The sequence below is a fragment of the Cupriavidus sp. 8B genome, from assembly GCF_054589115.1.
On the sequence record NZ_BAAILO010000181.1, the window covers coordinates 20291 to 37294 of the forward strand.

A 17004-nucleotide genomic window follows, 5' to 3' on the forward strand; every position below is an offset into this window, starting at 1 on the left:
CGTGTCCCGCCGCATGCCCCGCCAGATCGATGCGCGCGGCACCTTCCATCAGGCAGGTCCAGTAGCGGGTGCCGCGGCACCAGGTCCGGATCGCGTCGCGCAATTCCGACTCTGTCAGGCCAAATTCTGGGTCTGCTGGACGAGATCCTCGAAGATGCCGATCTTGAGCGGCCCTTTGGGCGCAGGACTCTTTGGAAAGGTTTGCGGGAAGCGCTATTGCAGCCTCATGATAGCGTGCGGCACCGGATCGACGGGCTCAACGGGCTTCGCTGGGCGGGGGGCGATGCCTTCGGGGGTGCGCGACGCGTCTTGGCCGGTGGCGCGGCCTTGGCTTGCTTTGCCAATTGTTCCTTCAATGCCGCCAGTTGTTTGAAGCCCATCGCGTCCAACCATGTCAAGTGTGGGTCAATTGTAGAAGCGCCGTGCCATGCGCTTTGCCGCACTCGCTTATTCGTAACTGTGTGGAAATGCTATGGGCTTACCACGCGGGATGCGCCTTACGTCTTGCTTGTCCCGCTGACGGATGCCCTCGCATTCGGCAGTTTTGCTACTTCACGTTGTCAAGCAGGAGGTTAACCTCGGACAAGTCTGCCATGTCTAGGCCTTCGGGAAACGCGCAAAGAATTTCAGTCAGCTTCTCTTTTGCTGCACCGCTCTTTCCCTGTCGTTGCCACAGCCGCGCAAGGCTGAGGGTGGACCGCAACTCCAGCGATTTGGCGCTTTGGTGCCGGGCTACCGAGATCGCTTTGTCAAAGCATGCTTGCGCCACGGCGCAACTCCCAACATCGAGGACGTCCGCGTGGGAATCAGGACATGCTAACTCACCCTCGACTCGATACAACTCTGCTTCGCAATAGTGCTCGCCGCAAGCTTGCGCCATGGCCTTGGCCTCGGCAAGGGTACGCTGTCCCGTTTCGCACTGGCCGATGTGCCCATAGGATTCGGCCAATAGCGCCAGGAAGTGCGACTGCCCCAATTTGGCTCCTGTGGCGTGATAGGCGGCAAGCCCGTCCTGCATCTGGGCAATGCCTTCTTCCCGACGTCCCATCTCAGCCTGTGCCCAACCCCGAAGCATGATCGCCCATGCGAGCCAGAGCGGGAAGCCTTGTTCAGTCGAGAGCACGATCGCGGCGTCGGCGCAATCGTGCGTGAGCCGTGGATCACGGCGAAACTGGTGCAGTTCGGCCACCAGGCACAGTGTATGCGCAAGGCTGAAGGGATGGGAAAGCTCCTGGGCGAGCGCAAGCGCCTGCTGTCCCCTCGTTCTGGCCTGATCGGGATAGCCCAGGCACCAGAGCACCAGGGCCGACACAGAGAGTGCGCGGACCGCCGGATCCACGCCGTGAAAGTTCGGGTGGAACTGATGAGATTCCGGGAGATAGAGCGCAAGTGCGTGCTTTATATGGAGGTCTGCGATCCTGAACCTTCCCGAGTAATACAAGGTTGTGCCGAGCGAGACATGCGCCTCGCCGAGCCACTCGGGGTCATTGGCGCGCTCTGCCAGGCTGACCAGGCCCTTGCCCAGCTTGTATGCCTTCGCGTGTTCCGCGCTCAGCGAGAAGTAAGTGCGCAACCCTACCTGTGTCGGAAAGATCTGAGATGTATCGCCGAGCTGGCCGCATAGGGCCAGGGCCCGGCTGTAGGTCGCCTCGACCTCAGGCGAGGCAAAGCCCCTGGCCGCGATTAGGGCCGACCCGATGGCAAGCTGCAAAGTGAGTTCCTGGCGCGCGCGGCCGGGCGTATCGGGCTGGCGCTTCAGCAATTCCAGGGCTGCACTGAGTTGGCGTATTGCCTCATGGTAGGCTGAGCGCTGGAGGGCCTGCTGCCCCGTGCAATGAAGGTACTCGACAGCTTTTGGATCATTGCCGCTCAAGCTGTAGTGACGTGCGAGCTCGCCATAGTAGTCCTTCAGCCGATCCCGAAAGAGGACTTCAATGGCCTGGGCCGTGCGTTCATGCAATGCGTTGCGCTGTTCTGTAAGTAGGGTGCTGCCAGCGACTTCCTGCGTCAGCGCATGCTTGAACGTATATTCAATGTCGGGGAAGGCGGGCCGCTCGTAGATAAATTCGCCAGCCTCCAGGCGGGCCAGGAGCGGACGCAAGATGGCCCCCGGCTGCGCGACCACCCGCTCGATCAGACTCAAGGAAAATTCCTTGCCAATGACGGCGAGGCACTGCAACAAGTCCTTCTCGGCGCGGGGAAGACGGTCGATGCGTGCCGCCAGCACGCCCTGCACCGTGGTCGGAATATGGAGGGCGACCGGTGTCTTCTCGACTTGGTAGTGGCGAGGTTCTCCAAGTAGCGCATTTTCCTCGGACAGCGTCTGCACTACCTCTTCCATGAAGAACGGGTTGCCTTCGGTCTTCTCCAGGATCAAGGCCTTGAGGGGCTCGAGCGAGGGATGATCGCCAAGCAGGGCAGTCAGTAGCTCCTTGGCCTCGGCCTGGCCAAGTGGATCAAGCCGAAGCTGGGTGTAGCAGACCCGCTGGCTCCAGTCGTGCTGATACTCCGGCCGGTAGTTCAGAAGCAGCAGAATGCTGGCGCCTGGCAAGTGCTCGATGAGGACATCGAGGAAGGCTTCGGTTTCGCTGTCCAGCCATTGCAGGTCCTCGAATATGAGTTCAAGCGGCTGATTGGCGCTTTCGCACACAAACAGCCGCGTGATCGCGTCAAAGGTACGCTGGCGCCTGATCTGCGGGTCCATGTTCGGCAACGCCGAACCGGCTTCGCTGATTCCAAGCAGATAGAGCAGGTAGGGCAGGAGGTCTTCGAGCGTGCGGTCCAGCATCAGCGTCCTGCCAGCGACCTTCTCACGGCGCCTCCGTTCATCATCCTGGTCCTGGATCTGGAAATAGTTCTTCACCAGCTCGATCAGTGGCAGATAGGCGAAGGACTTGCCATGCGAGACCGAGAACGTCTCCAGTGTCATGCAGCCTCGCTGCGAGACCGCCTTGAACTCATGGAACAGCCGCGACTTGCCCACTCCGGCCTCGCCGACCACGGCAACGATCTGGCCCTGTCCCGCCTTGGTCTGTTCCAGCGCCCGGTGCAACTGCTCCAGCTCCGCCTGTCGCCCGACAAACCGTGCCAGACCGCGGCGCTGCGCCACTTGCAGGCGCGTGCGCAACACCCCAAGGCGCAGCACTTCATGCACGGCGAGAGGCTCCGGGATGCCCTTTACCTGGGTCGCCCCAAGCGCCTTGAAGTCGAAATAGCCCTCTGTCAGCCTGCACGTCGACTCGCTGACCAGAATGGAAGAGGGTGTCGCGATGCTCTCCATCCGGGAGGCGATGTGCATCGTGTGCCCCACCGGGTCGTAGTCCGTACGCAAGTCATCTTTGCGAATCGAGCGCACGACCACCTCCCCGGTGTGGATACCGACCCGAATCTGCAGCGGTATGCCTTTCTCGAGACGGATCTGGTCGCTGTGGCGGCGCATCGCTTCCTGCATCCGCAGCGCAGCATACAGCGCCCGTTGCGCGTGATCTTCGTGGGCAATGGGTGCGCCGAACAGGGCTAAGATGCCGTCGCCCAACGATTTGGCCACGTAGCCCTCGTAGTGGTGCACGGCCTCCATCATCAGGGCGACCACGGGATCGATCAGCCGGCGCGCCTCTTCGGGGTCCAGATCGTGGATCAACGCCGTGGAACCCGCCATGTCGGCAAACAGGGCGGTGATGGTCTTGCGTTCCCCCGCGTCGCTTCCTCTGGCCTCCATGGCCGCTTGCTCGGCCAGGATGCGCTCCACCAGGTGGCTAGGCGTGTAGTGGATGGGGGCGAGAATGGAAGCTTGGTGGACGGCGGGCGCTCCTTCGCGAGCGGGCGAAAGTGGTGTGCCGCACTCTCCACAGAATCTGTCCTCGGAACCTGCCTCATGGCCGCAATTCGGGCAGCGCTGGGAGAGTTTCACCCCACAGTCCTTGCAAAATTTGGCGGCGGCAGGATTCTCGGTCCCGCAGTTTGTGCAATGCATAGCGCCCTTCCAACCCTCGCCTCCATCTAGAAGATTAGACGATTCCGCTTCTTACCGACGGGGCACTGTACTCCTCATGTAGGGAACCGCTCACGTGGACGCCTCCCGGCTAGCAAGCGATTGATGTGGTGGTCGATAGGTAAAAGGCGGCCCGCTTACGTCGGGGTAGTCGTACTAATCGTGCGAAATCTTGCGGTTTTGGCATGAATACCCATTGAGCGTGAGTTCTATGACTTCTACCGCACGCCAAGAGGTGAATACACCCCTGAAGGCCAATCGCAAAAACTAACAACGCACCCGACGCTGACCAGTAACGTCAAGTTCATGAATTTCTACCCGTTCATGGAACGGGCGCAGATAAGTAAACAGCGCGAACTGTCCCATGAAAAAGGTGCCGCAGGCGGCCATGCCTAAAGCAACCATGGGATTCTTGAGCAGCTTGAAGACATTGCCGGAACCGGCGGCACGTGCTTCGGCCTTCATGGCGGGCAGGCTGATCCCATTGCCAGACAAGAGTGATCAGCGCCACCGCTACAAGGCAAAAGAAGGCACCGCGCCAGCCGATGACCGAGCCGAGATAGCTGCCCAAGGGCGCGGCGACCACCGTTGCCAGCGCATTGCCGCCGTTGAAGATCGCCAATGCCCGTGGCACGCGATGGGGCGGCACGAGCCGTATGGCCATAGCCGCTGACATGGACCAGAATCCGCCAATGCCGACCCCGATGAGCGCCCGGCCGGTCATGTACGTCGCATAGCCATACATATGACCTCGCGAAAGATCTCAAAAAAATAGGGCTGTTCTGGCGATCCGCGTTCACACCATGATCTGCGCGACAGTGAGTTCTCCATTGAAAGCGCCCGCGAGCGTCGGCAGGACAAAGGGCATCTTGCACCTTCATCGTATCAATCCATCCTGGCTGGCATCCACATTTGCGGAATTAGTGGTCGCCATTAGCTGAAATAGCGATCTTCAACAGCAGCGGCGAACGTCAAGCATCTGGTTCTCATGCACTTCGTGCCTGGTGCGGATCCGTCCGTCACCGAATCTGACTGGCTGGCGGGGGTAAAGCGGCACTACAGCGGGCCAGTCGTCTTCGGCCGCGACCTGCTCGAGATCGATCTGACCTGACTGCCGCGGCATAGCTGGTTGCCATGACGGGGCGGCCCGCGGACTGTCAGGACGCCGCCTGGTGCACCAGGTAATCCACCAGCAGCTTCGCCGCCGGCGAGAGGCTCGCCTCATCGCGGAAGCAAATCGCGAAGCGGCGCTGCGCCCAGCTATCCGTGAGCGGGATCACCTGCACGCCGAAGCCAGCCGCAATGGGCTCAACCACCTCGCGGGGCACGATGGCAAGGCCGAGGTTCGCGCGGACGCAGCGAAGGGACGCATCGAAGGAGGAAACCACGACCCGGTACGCCATCGGCTTGCCGATGATGGCCGCCGCGCGCGCCAGCATGGTGTGCACCGCGGTCTGCCCGGGCAGACCGATATGGTCGAATTCAAGCGTCTGCGCAAAGGAACAATCCGCCTGGCTCGCGAGCGGATGCGAGGGATGCACGATGGCTGCCAAGGCATCGCTACGATAGGGGCGGGTCTGGAATCCTTCGAGATCCGCGGCATCCCAGCAGATGCCCAGCGGTGCGGAGCCTTCGCGCAATGAGCGGACAAGGTCGCGGCTGAGGCTTTCTTCGACGGTGACGCGGATATCCCGATGGTCAGGCACATGCAGGAAGCTCGCAATATCGTCGGGCAACGACTCGGCCATGCACGAGACCGTGGCCAGCAGGCGGACTTGACCCTTGATGCCGGTGCCGTAGTCGGCCATGTCGCGCTCCACGCGATCGGCCGCAGCCAGCATGGCGCGGGCGTGCTCAAGCAGGATCTCACCGGCCGCGGTCGGGATCACGCCGCGCCGGCGCCGCTCGAACAGCGTGACGCCTACCGTGTCTTCCAGTTGCGCCAGCCGCTTGCTGATGGCGGATGCCACGATGTGTTGCTGCTCGCCGGCGCGCGCCATGTTGCGCGTCTCGCAGACTGCAACAAAGAGCCGCAGCGAGGTGAGGTCTAGATCACGCATCTGCCACCTCTGAAGTAGGGTTTCCGATAGGGAAATTTAATGCGGGGATTTTAGCGTTTTTTGTACCAAACGGGAATTTCTGAACGCGGGATCCAAACGGGCGGCCGGACGCGATGTGACGTTCAGCGTGCCATTGCCGCCAATGGACACTGGGCGATCGCGCTAACATTCCGATCCGGAATGTTAGCGCTTCTTGATTACCGCTTCAGCCTTGGGTGGGAACAGCATAGAGTTCGTATGCCAGACCGAAACGCGAACATCCGAGGGGACACAGACCAAATGACGACGCACACTGAATCTGCACCGCGCCAAACCGTGATCCGCGAGGTTGGGCTGCGTGACGGGCTGCAAAGCATCGCCACCATCCTGCCGACTTCCGCCAAGCGCGAGTGGATCCAGGCGGCCTATGCGGCAGGCCAGCGGGAGATCGAGGTCGGCTCTTTCGTCCCGGCGAAGCTGCTGCCGCAACTTGCCGATACCGCGGAACTCGTCGACTTTGCCAGGTCGCTGCCGGGGCTGTTCGTCTCGGTCCTGGTGCCAAACCTGCGGGGCGCGGAAAACGCCATCGCCAGCGGCGCCGACCTGATGCTGGTGCCGCTGTCCGCCAGCCATGCCCATAGTTTGGCCAACCTGCGCAAGACGCCCGACGACGTGGTGGCCGAGGTGGCAAAGATCCGCGCCGCCCGCGACGCGGCCGGCTCCAGGACGCTGATCGAAGGCGGCGTGGGCACGGCCTTCGGCTGCACACTGCAGGGACATGTAGATCCGGATGAGGTGCTGCGCCTGATGCAGGCACTGCTGGATGCGGGTGCCGATCGCGTCAGCCTGGCGGACACGGTGGGCTACGCCGATCCCGCGATGGTGCGCAGCCTGTTTGACCGCGCCACGAGAATCGCCGGCGACCGCTTCTGGTGCGGCCACTTCCACGACACACGCGGGCTTGGCCTGGCCAACGTCTATGCCGCCCTGGAAACCGGCGTGACCCGCTTCGATGCCTGCCTCGCCGGCATTGGCGGCTGCCCGCATGCTCCCGGCGCCAGCGGCAATGTCGCAACCGAAGACTTGGCCTACCTGCTGGGCAGCATGGGTTTCGACACCGGCATCGATATCGGCCAGTTGCTGGCGCTGCGCGAGCGCGTGGCCGGCTGGCTGACCAATGAAACCCTGCACGGCACGCTGTGGCGCGCCGGCCTGCCCAAGACATTTCCTGCATCGGTTGCCGATGCGGCTACCGCCTGAGAGTCGATCATGAACACTGAACATTCCTCCTTGCCGCTCGCCGGCGTCCGCGTGGTTGAGTTCACCCATATGGTGATGGGCCCGACCTGCGGCATGATCCTCGCGGACCTGGGCGCCGAAGTCATCAAGGTCGAGCCCCCCGGCGGCGACAAGACGCGCAAGCTGCCCGGCCTTGGCATTGGCTTCTTCCGCTCGTTCAACCGTAACAAGAAGAGCGTCGTCATCGATATCACCACCCCCGAAGGGCAGGCCACGGCAGCGGAACTGGTTGGCCAGTGCGATGTGTTGCTGGAGAACTTCCGCCCGGGCCTGATGGCGAAATGCGGGCTGGACTACGCCACGTTGTCCGCCAGGTTCCCCAAGCTCATCTACGTCTCGCACAAGGGCTTCCTGCCCGGCCCCTATGAAAACCGCCTGGCGCTCGACGAAGTCGTGCAGATGATGGGGGGGCTGTCCTACATGACCGGGCCCAAGGGCCGCCCGCTGCGCGCGGGCACCTCGGTGAACGACATCATGGGCGGCATGTTCGGCGCCATCGGCGTGATGGCCGCCTTGCGGGAGCGCGATCGCACCGGCAAGGGGCAGGAAGTGCAGAGCGCGCTGTTCGAGAATTGCGTGTTCCTGTCGTCACAGCATATGCAGCAGTTCTCGATCACCGGCGAGCCACCGCCGCCGATGCCGTCGCGCGTGTCTGCCTGGAGCGTCTACGACGTGTTCACGCTGGCCGAAGGCGAGCAATTGTTTATCGGTGCCGTCAGCGACAAGCAGTTCAACACTTTGTGCGACGTGCTGCAACGTCCCGACTTGGCGGCCGATCCGGAGCTTGCGACCAACGCCATGCGCGTTGCGGTACGTCCGGCATTGCTGGAACGGCTGGGTGCGATCCTCAAGGACCATCGCGTGGAAGAACTCTCGCCGAAGCTCGAGGCCGCAGGCATTCCCTACGCACCCATCATGCGTCCGGAGCAATTGCTGGATGACCCTCACCTGAAGGCAAGCGGCGGCCTGGTGCCGATGCAGACCGAGGATGGCGGCACTACGGACGTTGTGCTGCTGCCGCTGCTGATGGGCGGACGCAGGCCCGGCGTGCGCATGCCATTGCCGGGCATCGGCGAGCACAACGACGAAATCCTGTCCGGCCTGCGCGCGCCTGCCCCGGACTGAATATTCCCGCTTTGCCGCGTGGCTTCGGATGGCCACGCGGACCAGAACGATAAACACACGGAGACAGACATGGCATTCCCCCTTTCGCGCCGGGCAGTACTCGGCGTGGCCGCTTCGGCCATCGCACTCACGTTCGCCTTGCCGGCCGGCACCGTCATGGCCCAAGGCTCGGGCCGGCCGGTACGCCTGATCCTGCCGATCAGCGCCGGCTCGGGCGTGGACGCTATCGCGCGCGCCGCCGGACCGTCGCTCGGCAAGAGCCTGGGGCAGCCGGTGGTGATCGAGAATCTCCCCGGCGCAGGCGGCATTACCGGCGCAGCGGCGGTGGCCAAGGCACCACCCGACGGCACAACGCTGGGCCTTTTCTCCAACAACCACGTGATCAACCCGAGCGTGTACAAGAAGATGCCGTTCGACGCGATCAAGGATTTCACGCCCATCAGCGTGATCGGCTCGACGCCGCTGGTCCTTGTGGTCAACCCCAAGGTCCCCGCGAAGAACGTGCAGGAACTCGTTGCTTTGCTCAAGGCCAAGCCCGATTCGCTCAACTATGCCTCTTCGGGCAACGGCACCATTCTCCAGCTCGCCACGGAAATGTTCCTCGATGAGGCGCATGTCAAAGCGCGCCATGTCCCCTACAAGGGCACCGGACCGATGATGACCGACCTGATCGCAGGCCAGGTGGAGATGGGTGTCGTGGCATTGAACGCCGTGGCGCCGCACCTGAAGAACGGCACCCTGCGTGCGATCGGCCTGTGCGGCGCGACGCGCTCGCCGGCCGCACCGGATATTCCCACCATCGCCGAACAAGGCTTGCCCAACTACGCGATCGAGGGCTGGTTTGCCGTGGTGGGCCCGGCCGGGTTGCCGCCGGCCGAAGTAAAGCGCCTCAACACGGTGTTCACCAAGGCATTCACCAGTCCGGACGTGCTGGAAGCGATGAAGAAGCAGGGCAATACGATCAAACCCGGCACGCCGGAGGCAGCCGCCAAGTTCTTCCAGAGCGAAGCGGCACGCTATGCGGCCCTGGTCAAGAAGGCCAATGTGACTCTCGAGTAAGGATGGGGCATCATGTCGTGGCGGGAGAGTCGGCGGCGTCGCCCTCAAGCCGCGACGCATGCCATCTCCCGCCTGAGACCGCTTCGGCGGTCAGCGTCTCGATTAGCGTGCAGACCCGCTCCGCCGCCATGCTGGGGGAGTACAGCTTCGAGATGGCCAGAAAGACGGTGCGAACCGGAGCGTCAGCCTCCAGCGGCACGGCATCGAGCCGCGCCTCCCGGCAAGCCTGCTCGATGCCGCAGGACGGCAGCACGGAGAAACCCAGTCCTGCCTGCACGGCATCCATCAGCAGCGCAGGGGAATTGATCTCAGCAACCACATTCGGGGCGAGCCCGCGCGAGGCAAGTTGACGCTCGACCTCCTCGCGAATGCCGTTCGGCTTGCTGAGCAGCAGCAGCGGCAACTGGGCGATGCGCTCAATGGTGGCGACCGACCAGCCTTGCAGTGCACCGCGTTGCCCAACGAGGAGCAGAGGCTCCACTACCAGCGGCTTCAGCGACAGGCTGTCGTCCGGCGCGTTGTCGAACACTACGGCGACATCCAGCTTGCCATGCGCAAGCATGCCCGCCAAGACGGAACTGGGTCCCTCCACAATGGCGAGTTGCACCGCGGGCATCGTGCGCTTGATTGTCTCCAACAACGTCAGCCCCAACACCGATCTCACTGTCCAGGGCAGGCCCACGGCAACCGGACCAGACGGCTCGCGATCCGCCTGCAGCGCGATGATGCGCGTCGCTTCCACTTCCTTGAGGATGCGCTGGGCCTGGACCAGCACGGCAGCGCCGGCTTCCGTCGGCACCACGCCGCGCACGCTGCGAACCAGCAGTCTGGCGCCGAGTTCTTCCTCCAGGCGGTTGATCTGAGCGCTCAGCGCGGGTTGTGCCACGTGCAGGATCTGCGCCGCGCGCGACACGCTGCCGGCTTCCACGATGCACACAAAGTACTTCAACTGGCGCAATTCCACGATGTTCCTATCTCCTCCCGGGTTCCCGCTGGCGGCCCGGTCCGCACCATATCAAATCCATATGGGGGCAGCCGCAATCCGTATTATTCACGGCCCGCCGGTTTCCATAGACTGCATAGCATTCCCAGGAGACAAGCAGTGAGCGGACATATTAGCGTAGACCGGATAGCGCATGTCGCGGTGGTGACCATTGATAACCCCGAGCGGCGCAATGCCATGACGCGGGCCATGTGGATCGCCATGGGCGATGCGTTCGAAGCCTTGGCGGGGCAGGCAGACCTGCGCTGCATCGTACTGCGCGGGGCCGGCGAGAGTGCCTTCGGAAGCGGAGCAGACATCGGCGAGTTCGAGGTCATTCGTGCCAGCAAGGAGCAGGCGGTGGCCTTCGCCCGGCATGGCCACAGGGCGATGCTGGCCGTGCGGGAATGCCCCATTCCCACCGTAGCGGCAATCCGCGGCGCGTGCGTGGGTGGTGGCCTGGAGCTGGCCGCGGGCTGCGATATTCGCCTGTGCAGCAGCGATGCGCGCTTCGGTGTCCCCATCGCACGGCTGGGCGCCACGCTGGCGTATCCGGAATTGGAAGGCCTGGTCAGGCTGGTGGGGCCGGTTATCGCGCTGGAGATGCTGCTGGAGGGCCGGCTGATGGATGCCGCCGAGGCGATGGAAAAGGGCTTGGTCAGCCGCGTGATTGCCACCGAGCGATTTGAAGCGGAACTCGACAACACCATCTCCGGCATCGTGGCCAACGCGCCACTGGTGGCGCGTTGGCACAAGCAGTTCGTGGCGCGGTTGCGCAGCAGGCAAATGCTCACCGAATCGGACTGCGCCATGGGTTACGCGTGCTTCGACACCGAAGACTATGTCGAAGGCTACCGCGCATTCCTTGCAAAGCGCGCGCCTCAATTCTCTGGAAGGTAGATCAACCATGTTGAGTACAAACAAGCGAGGCGGGCCGCTGAAAGGCCTGCGCGTCGTCGAGCTTGCCCATGTGATGGCAGGGCCGGTGGGCGGGCTGCTGCTGGCCGACATGGGCGCCGACGTGGTCAAGGTGGAAAAGCTGCCAGGCGGCGACGATACGCGCAGGACCACGCCACCGGAGATTCAGGGGGAGTCCGCCTCCTTCATGATCCTCAACCGGAACAAGCGTGGCATTGCGGTGGACTTGAAGAGCGCGGAAGGACTGGCCCTGGTGCGGCGCCTGGTGTTGCAGGCGGATATCGTGCTGGAGAATTACCGTCCTGGCACGATGGAAAAACTGGGCCTTGGCTACGACACGTTCAGTGAGCAGAACCCCGGACTCGTCTACTGCAAGATCACGGGCTTCGGCCTGACTGGCCCTTATGCGAACCGCGCCGGCTACGACCTGATTTCACAGGGTATGTCCGGGCTCATGGGGCTGACTGGCGAGGGGCCGGGTCGGCCACCGGTCAAGGTAGGCGTGCCCGTTGGCGATGTGACCGCCGGCATCCTGGCTGCTACCGGCATCCTGGCCGCGTATATCGAGCGGCTGCGCACCGGCCTGGGGCAGTTTATCGATACCTCGCTGCTCGAGGCCTCGCTGGTCCACACCTACTGGCCGGTGGCGATGGCCCTCGCGACCGGCGAGTCTGCCGGCCCGATGGGCTCGGCCCATCCCGTTGCGGCGCCGTACCAGGCGTTTCCCACGGGGGACGGTTGGCTGAATATCGGCGCGATGAGCCAGGCCACCTGGGCGGGCGTGTGCAAGGTGCTGGAGTTGCCCTTCATGCTGACCGACCCGCGCTTCGCAACCAACGGCGCACGGATGGCAAACCGGGAGGAACTTGTCATGCTGATTTCCGATGTTCTCGCCACCCGCCCGACGGATGCCTGGGTGACGGCGTTTGAGCAGGCCGGCGTTCCGGCGGGCCCGGTGAAAACCATGATGCAGGTCCTGGAGGATCCTCAGACGCGCGCCCGCGACATGGTCGTTCGGGTCGACCATCCGGTGGCGGGCGAAATCGACGCCCTCGGTTGCCCGATCAAGTTCTCTCGCGGCAACGGCGTGACGCGGCAGGGCGCGCCGCTGTATGGCGAGCATACGGCCGAGGTCATGCGGGAGCTTGACTACGCCGACGAGGAGATCCTTCGCCTGAGCAGGGACAAGGTGGTCCACCTTGCGCAGGCGTCGCCGGAGATTTGCACCTAGCGCTATCTCGCCGCGCGCGTGCGCTGTTCACCGGCAAGTGCCGATCACGATAAAACAAAACAGGAGACAATCCGTGCCCATCCTCACCCAGCGAGCCGTCGCGCCAGGCCGGCGCCTGAGCGCTTTGCTTGCAGCCAGCCTGACGGCTGCAGTCGCGTTTGCCTCTGTAGCCGTTTCGCCAGCGCTAGCCGCATATCCAGACAAGCCCATTCGGGTTGTCGTGCCATCTTCGCCGGGAGGCAGCGCCGACGCCGTGGCCCGGCTCGTCGGCGAGCGGCTCTCGCGTGCACTGGGCCAGCCGGTAGTGGTCGACAACAAGGGCGGTGGTGGCGGCAATATCGCCACCGAAGCCGTGGCGAAGGCCGCACCGGATGGCTACACGTTGCTGCTGACCGGCAATAACCACGCGCTCAATGTGTCGCTCTTCGCCAAGGCACCCTACAAGCTTGACGACTTTGTACCGGTCATCGAACTGACGCGCGGGCCATCCGTGTTCGTCGCTGCCAACAACGCACCGTTTCGCACGTTGCGGGAGCTAATTGCGAAGGCGCATGCCGAGCCAGGCACGATCGGATTTGGCAGCCCCGGCATCGGCCTGCCCAGCCATATTGCCTTCGAGATGTTCGCGCGTGACGCAAGGCTGAGCTTCGTCCATGTGCCGTACAAAGGCTCCGGGCCAGCGCTGGCCGATGCTATCGGCGGCCAGGTGCCGCTGGTTTCGTCGACGCTGGCAGCAGCCATGCCGCATATCAAGGCAGGTAAGGTCCGCGCGCTCGCGGTCACGTCCGCGGCGCGCTGGCCGTCGCTGCCTGATACGCCGACGGTGGCGGAGGTCAACGGCACCCAGTACCGGCACCTGACATGGCTCGGCATCCTTGCGCCGCGCGGCACGCCGCCGGCCGTGGTCGCAAGGCTAAACACGGAGATCGACAAGATCCTCAAGCAGCCCGATCTGATCGCTACGCTGGAAGGGCAGGGGACCTTGCCGATCGGCGGACCCGCCACCGCCATGCAAAAGGTCGTGGACGAGGAATACGTGACCTCCAGGGCGCTGGTGCAAAGCGCAAAACTGCGTGCGGAATGAAGGACGGGAGCACAGATGCAAGCCAGGCTGAAGCGGACCGCGAACATCGACGACTTGCGGGCCATGGCAAAGCGGCGCCTGCCGCGCATGGTGTTCGACTACATCGATGGCGCCGCCGGTGACGAGGCCACCGCGCGCCGCAACCGCGGCGCATTCGAGCGGTTGCTGTTGCGGCAGGACATCCTGGTCAATCTGTCGGTCCGCGAACTCGGCACGACGCTGTTCGGCGATGCCGTTTCCTTGCCAATCATTGTCGGCCCGACCGGCATGAACGGCGCGTACTGGTCACAGGGCGACCTTTGCCTGGCCCGTGCGGCCAAGGCGGAGAACATCCCTTTCGTGATGAGCACGGCGGCCACTACGGGGCTTGACGCACTGCGGGGCGCCGCCGGGCCGTTGCGCTGGTTCCAGCTTTATATGCTGCGCGATCGCGGCCTGGCAGAGGCACTGTTGGCGCGTGTGTACGAGGCCGGCTTTCGCGTGCTGCAACTGACCGTGGACACCGCCGTGCCGGGCCGCCGGAACCGCGACATCCGCAATGGATTCACACTGCCGTTCCGCTGGAGCGCCGGCAAGCTGGCGGACGCCGTCTCTCATCCTCGATGGGCCATGCAGATGCTGCGTGCCGGCTCGCCCACGCTGGCCCTCTTCGCGGAGGCGGTAGGCCCGGTGCCGAAGGGTGCGACGATCTCGGACGTGATGCAACAGCAAATCAACGATGCCTTTGTCTGGGAGGACCTGGACTGGCTGCGCCAGTGCTGGAAGGGCAAGCTGATGCTCAAGGGTGTCGCCAGCGCCGAGCATGCCCGCCGGGCGCATGCGGCTGGCGCCGATGGCGTGGTGGTGTCGAATCATGGCGGCCGGCAGCTCGATGGCACGGCTTCCACGATCGAATGCTTGCCCGCGATCGTGGCCGAGGCGGCAGGCCGTTACCCCGTATTGGTTGACAGCGGATTCCGCAGCGGCACCGAGATTGCGAAAGCGATTGCCCTGGGTGCGGACGCCGTGCAACTGGGCCGCGCCACCTTATACGGCCTGGCGGCCGGTGGGGAGGCCGGCGCGCGCCATGCATTGCGCATTCTCGCCGACGAGTTTGATCGTGCCCTTGCGCTCACTGGCGCGACCTCGATTTCGGAATTGCGCGGGCGCGTCGAGAACGTTGCCCGTTGACTGGACGTTGTCGGCCTGTTGATACCTGTTTCGCAGGTCGTCGCGTCATGCACCGATTGTCGCATGACTGTTCATGTCCTCGTCCGAGCCCAGTTCAGCAACCATCTGTTCCCCTGGCCTTCGCCGAAGTGACGCCCCCAATGCCGGGCACCTCGGGCGAACTCAGGAAAGGGGAGGGCCTTCAGGCTGATGGTGGATTCGAGGTGACCCAATGTGCGGGGCTCAATTCCTTCGGAAAAAAGGGATCGCTGCGCCTCCGGTGTCGGCGGGTGTCCTTGCAGGGCAAAAGGCAATCAAGGGCGATAGTCGGGTTGGAAGGCTGGCGCGGTGGCTGTAAATTCGCATCTTTTCATGCAGGCTGCGTGAACCTGTCCGACGAGGGTGAAGTTGCCCAGATCACACCCCATTCTCAATGCATTGGTAACCTGTGGTACCAAGCAGCACTCTGCGACGGTAGGCTGGTCTCCGAAGCAAAGCTCACCAAACCGATACCGTTGCAGCAAGTCTTCCACACTCGATAGACCTTCCTTGACCCAGTGCCGGTACCATTCAGCCCGCCGCTCGTCCTGAATTTCAAGTTTGTCTCTCAAATACTGCAGAACGCGGAGGTTGTTTATGGAATGAATGTCGCAGGCGACAGCGTAGGATAATTCCAAAGCCCTGGCGCGGACAACTGGATCTTCGGGGATGAGCCGCGGCCCGGGAAGTGTGCGATCTAAGTGGTCGATGATCGCAAGGGACTGGCTTAGCGAGAAATGGTCGTCAACTAATAGGGGTACCCCGCCGGCCCGGTTTAACTCCATGTAGGAGTTTTCTCTGCTGGCAGCGCTTCTCAGATCAATAGGGATATAGCCGTAGTCAACCTTCTTCAGCGCCAATGCAATGCGCACTCGATAAGAGGTAGAGCTATTGAAGTCATTATAGAGTTCCATGTGCGTGGGATGAACAGGTGTGCGCTACACCTAGCGAGGTTCTTCGTCGAGTCGGATCGCGCTGTGCCCGGCGGGTGCAAGCCCCGCCGGCCGTTCCCGCTATCTTGGTCTTTTTCAGAAGATATGCTTGATGCCGGCCACGACACCGGTCTGCCCGACCCCGGGCGCCGTCGTGGTCGCGTTGACCACGCCAAAGTTCGACGCGCCCTTGTTGTCCATATAGGAGGCGTTGAAATAAAGGTCCGTGCGCTTCGACAGGCTGTAAAGCGTCGAGAGGGCATAGCTCATCGCATCGTTGGGGGAATCCCGACGATCCGTGCGATAGACGCCCGCGCGCACCACCCAGGCAGGGGTCGCCTGGTAGGAGCCACCGAGCCAGTAGAGATTCGTGCGGATCTGCGGCGCGGTGATACCGCCTTGCAGGAAGCGGTAGCCGGCAACCACGGTGAAGGGCCCCGTGCTATACAGCAGGCCCGTCGCGTACCGACGCTCGATATTGCCGGCAGTGGCCGTTGACGTGCCCCGCCGTTGATCGTACACAAGCACCATGCCGAGATTGCCTGCCGTATAGGTGGCACCACCGCTCAGTTCCTGACCCACGCGGGGTACGCCCGGCACCTCGGCGCCATTGACAATGGTCGAGTCATAGCCCGCGCTATACAGGCCGGTCACCGTCAGGTTGCCGAAATTGCCGGTGTATTTGACCGAGTTGTCCGCCCGTCCGGCAAACTGCGCATCTTGCGAGAGCACGGAATAGCTGGCATAACGCACCGGATCGAAGGGTACGAACAGGTCATAGAGCGTATTGATCTGGCGCCCGAGCGTAATCTGGCCCCAGCTTCCGGCGAGGCCCACAAATGCCTGGCGTCCGAACAACCGGCCACCCTGGCCGGACGTGCCGGTATCGCTGTTGACCCCGCTTTCCAGCGCGAAAATGGAACTGAGTCCGCCGCCAAGGTCTTCCTTGCCGCGCAGGCCCCAGCGGGACCCGGTGATGTTGCCGGGCGACACCCGGTAGACGGCACCCGATCCGTTTGCCCCGGCATGGCTAACAAACTCAATGCCTGTGTCGACCAAGCCATACAGTGTCACGCTGCTCTGTGCCTGGCCCATCGCCGCAGTGCTCAGGCCGCATGCCATGGCGCCCAGTAGGCTCATCCTTCGATAGTTCATC

The 17004-nt window shown here is 63.3% G+C and carries 13 protein-coding genes and 3 pseudogenes; 8 read left to right on the forward strand and 8 right to left on the reverse strand.

From position 1 onward, the window contains the following. Nucleotide 1: 1 nt before the first annotated feature. The 4 genes and pseudogenes from ACYP5B_RS18040 to ACYP5B_RS18055 form a co-directional block, all read right to left on the reverse strand. Nucleotides 2-103: pseudogene (locus ACYP5B_RS18040) on the reverse strand (ProQ/FINO family protein); the annotation flags it as partial. Between the two features lie 11 nt (nt 104-114). Then, nucleotides 115-174, reverse strand: a pseudogene (locus ACYP5B_RS18045) (hypothetical protein); the annotation flags it as partial. Nucleotides 175-547: 373 nt separating this feature from the next. Further along, nucleotides 548-3973: an adenylate/guanylate cyclase domain-containing protein gene (locus ACYP5B_RS18050; protein WP_459570588.1), complete on the reverse strand. Its 3426-nt coding sequence runs from the start codon at nt 3971-3973 to the stop codon at nt 548-550. 333 nt (nt 3974-4306) lie between these two features. Next, nucleotides 4307-4727 (reverse strand): annotated as a pseudogene (locus tag ACYP5B_RS18055) (MFS transporter); the annotation flags it as partial. A gap of 252 nt (nt 4728-4979) precedes the next feature. Here ACYP5B_RS18055 and ACYP5B_RS18060 point away from each other — a divergent pair. Further along, a complete protein-coding gene (locus ACYP5B_RS18060; RefSeq protein WP_459570589.1) occupies nt 4980-5102 on the forward strand; it encodes a hypothetical protein in 123 nt (40 codons plus the stop codon). A gap of 46 nt (nt 5103-5148) precedes the next feature. Here ACYP5B_RS18060 and ACYP5B_RS18065 read toward each other — a convergent pair whose 3' ends face one another. After that, a complete protein-coding gene (locus ACYP5B_RS18065; RefSeq protein ID WP_459570590.1) occupies nt 5149-6051 on the reverse strand; it encodes a LysR family transcriptional regulator in 903 nt (300 codons plus the stop codon). A 279-nt stretch (nt 6052-6330) separates the two neighbouring features. On the opposite strand from ACYP5B_RS18065, the gene ACYP5B_RS18070 reads away from it, so the two are divergent. The 3 genes from ACYP5B_RS18070 (at nt 6331) to ACYP5B_RS18080 (ending at nt 9513) form a co-directional block, all read left to right on the forward strand. After that, nucleotides 6331-7290 (forward strand): hydroxymethylglutaryl-CoA lyase, encoded by a 960-nt coding sequence (locus ACYP5B_RS18070; RefSeq protein ID WP_459570592.1) that lies wholly within the window; start codon nt 6331-6333, stop codon nt 7288-7290. Between the two features lie 9 nt (nt 7291-7299). Further along, the gene (locus tag ACYP5B_RS18075; protein ID WP_459570593.1) at nt 7300-8454 is read left to right on the forward strand and encodes a CaiB/BaiF CoA transferase family protein; all 1155 of its coding nucleotides are present in this window, start codon (nt 7300-7302) and stop codon (nt 8452-8454) included. Between the two features lie 69 nt (nt 8455-8523). Further along, entirely contained in the window at nt 8524-9513 is a 990-nt protein-coding gene (locus ACYP5B_RS18080) for a Bug family tripartite tricarboxylate transporter substrate binding protein (protein WP_459570594.1), read from the forward strand. A gap of 10 nt (nt 9514-9523) precedes the next feature. Here the strand turns inward: ACYP5B_RS18080 and ACYP5B_RS18085 are convergent, their stop codons facing one another. After that, nucleotides 9524-10477 (reverse strand): LysR substrate-binding domain-containing protein, encoded by a 954-nt coding sequence (locus ACYP5B_RS18085; RefSeq protein ID WP_459570595.1) that lies wholly within the window; start codon nt 10475-10477, stop codon nt 9524-9526. 138 nt (nt 10478-10615) lie between these two features. On the opposite strand from ACYP5B_RS18085, the gene ACYP5B_RS18090 reads away from it, so the two are divergent. The 4 genes from ACYP5B_RS18090 (at nt 10616) to ACYP5B_RS18105 (ending at nt 14898) form a co-directional block, all read left to right on the forward strand. Beyond that, entirely contained in the window at nt 10616-11395 is a 780-nt protein-coding gene (locus tag ACYP5B_RS18090) for an enoyl-CoA hydratase-related protein (RefSeq protein WP_459570596.1), read from the forward strand. A gap of 7 nt (nt 11396-11402) precedes the next feature. After that, nucleotides 11403-12644, forward strand: coding sequence for a CaiB/BaiF CoA transferase family protein (locus tag ACYP5B_RS18095; RefSeq protein WP_459570597.1), 1242 nt, complete (start codon nt 11403-11405; stop codon nt 12642-12644). 73 nt (nt 12645-12717) lie between these two features. After that, on the forward strand, nt 12718-13728 hold the full coding sequence (locus ACYP5B_RS18100) for a tripartite tricarboxylate transporter substrate binding protein (protein WP_459570598.1): 1011 nt from the start codon (nt 12718-12720) through the stop codon (nt 13726-13728). Between the two features lie 15 nt (nt 13729-13743). Continuing rightward, a complete protein-coding gene (locus ACYP5B_RS18105; RefSeq protein ID WP_459570599.1) occupies nt 13744-14898 on the forward strand; it encodes an alpha-hydroxy acid oxidase in 1155 nt (384 codons plus the stop codon). 293 nt (nt 14899-15191) lie between these two features. Here the strand turns inward: ACYP5B_RS18105 and maiA are convergent, their stop codons facing one another. Both maiA and ACYP5B_RS18115 read right to left on the reverse strand, forming a co-directional pair. Continuing rightward, nucleotides 15192-15830 (reverse strand): maleylacetoacetate isomerase, encoded by a 639-nt coding sequence (maiA, locus tag ACYP5B_RS18110; protein ID WP_459570600.1) that lies wholly within the window; start codon nt 15828-15830, stop codon nt 15192-15194. A 114-nt stretch (nt 15831-15944) separates the two neighbouring features. Next, nucleotides 15945-17003, reverse strand: coding sequence for a porin (locus ACYP5B_RS18115; protein WP_459570601.1), 1059 nt, complete (start codon nt 17001-17003; stop codon nt 15945-15947). Nucleotide 17004: the final 1 nt, after the last annotated feature.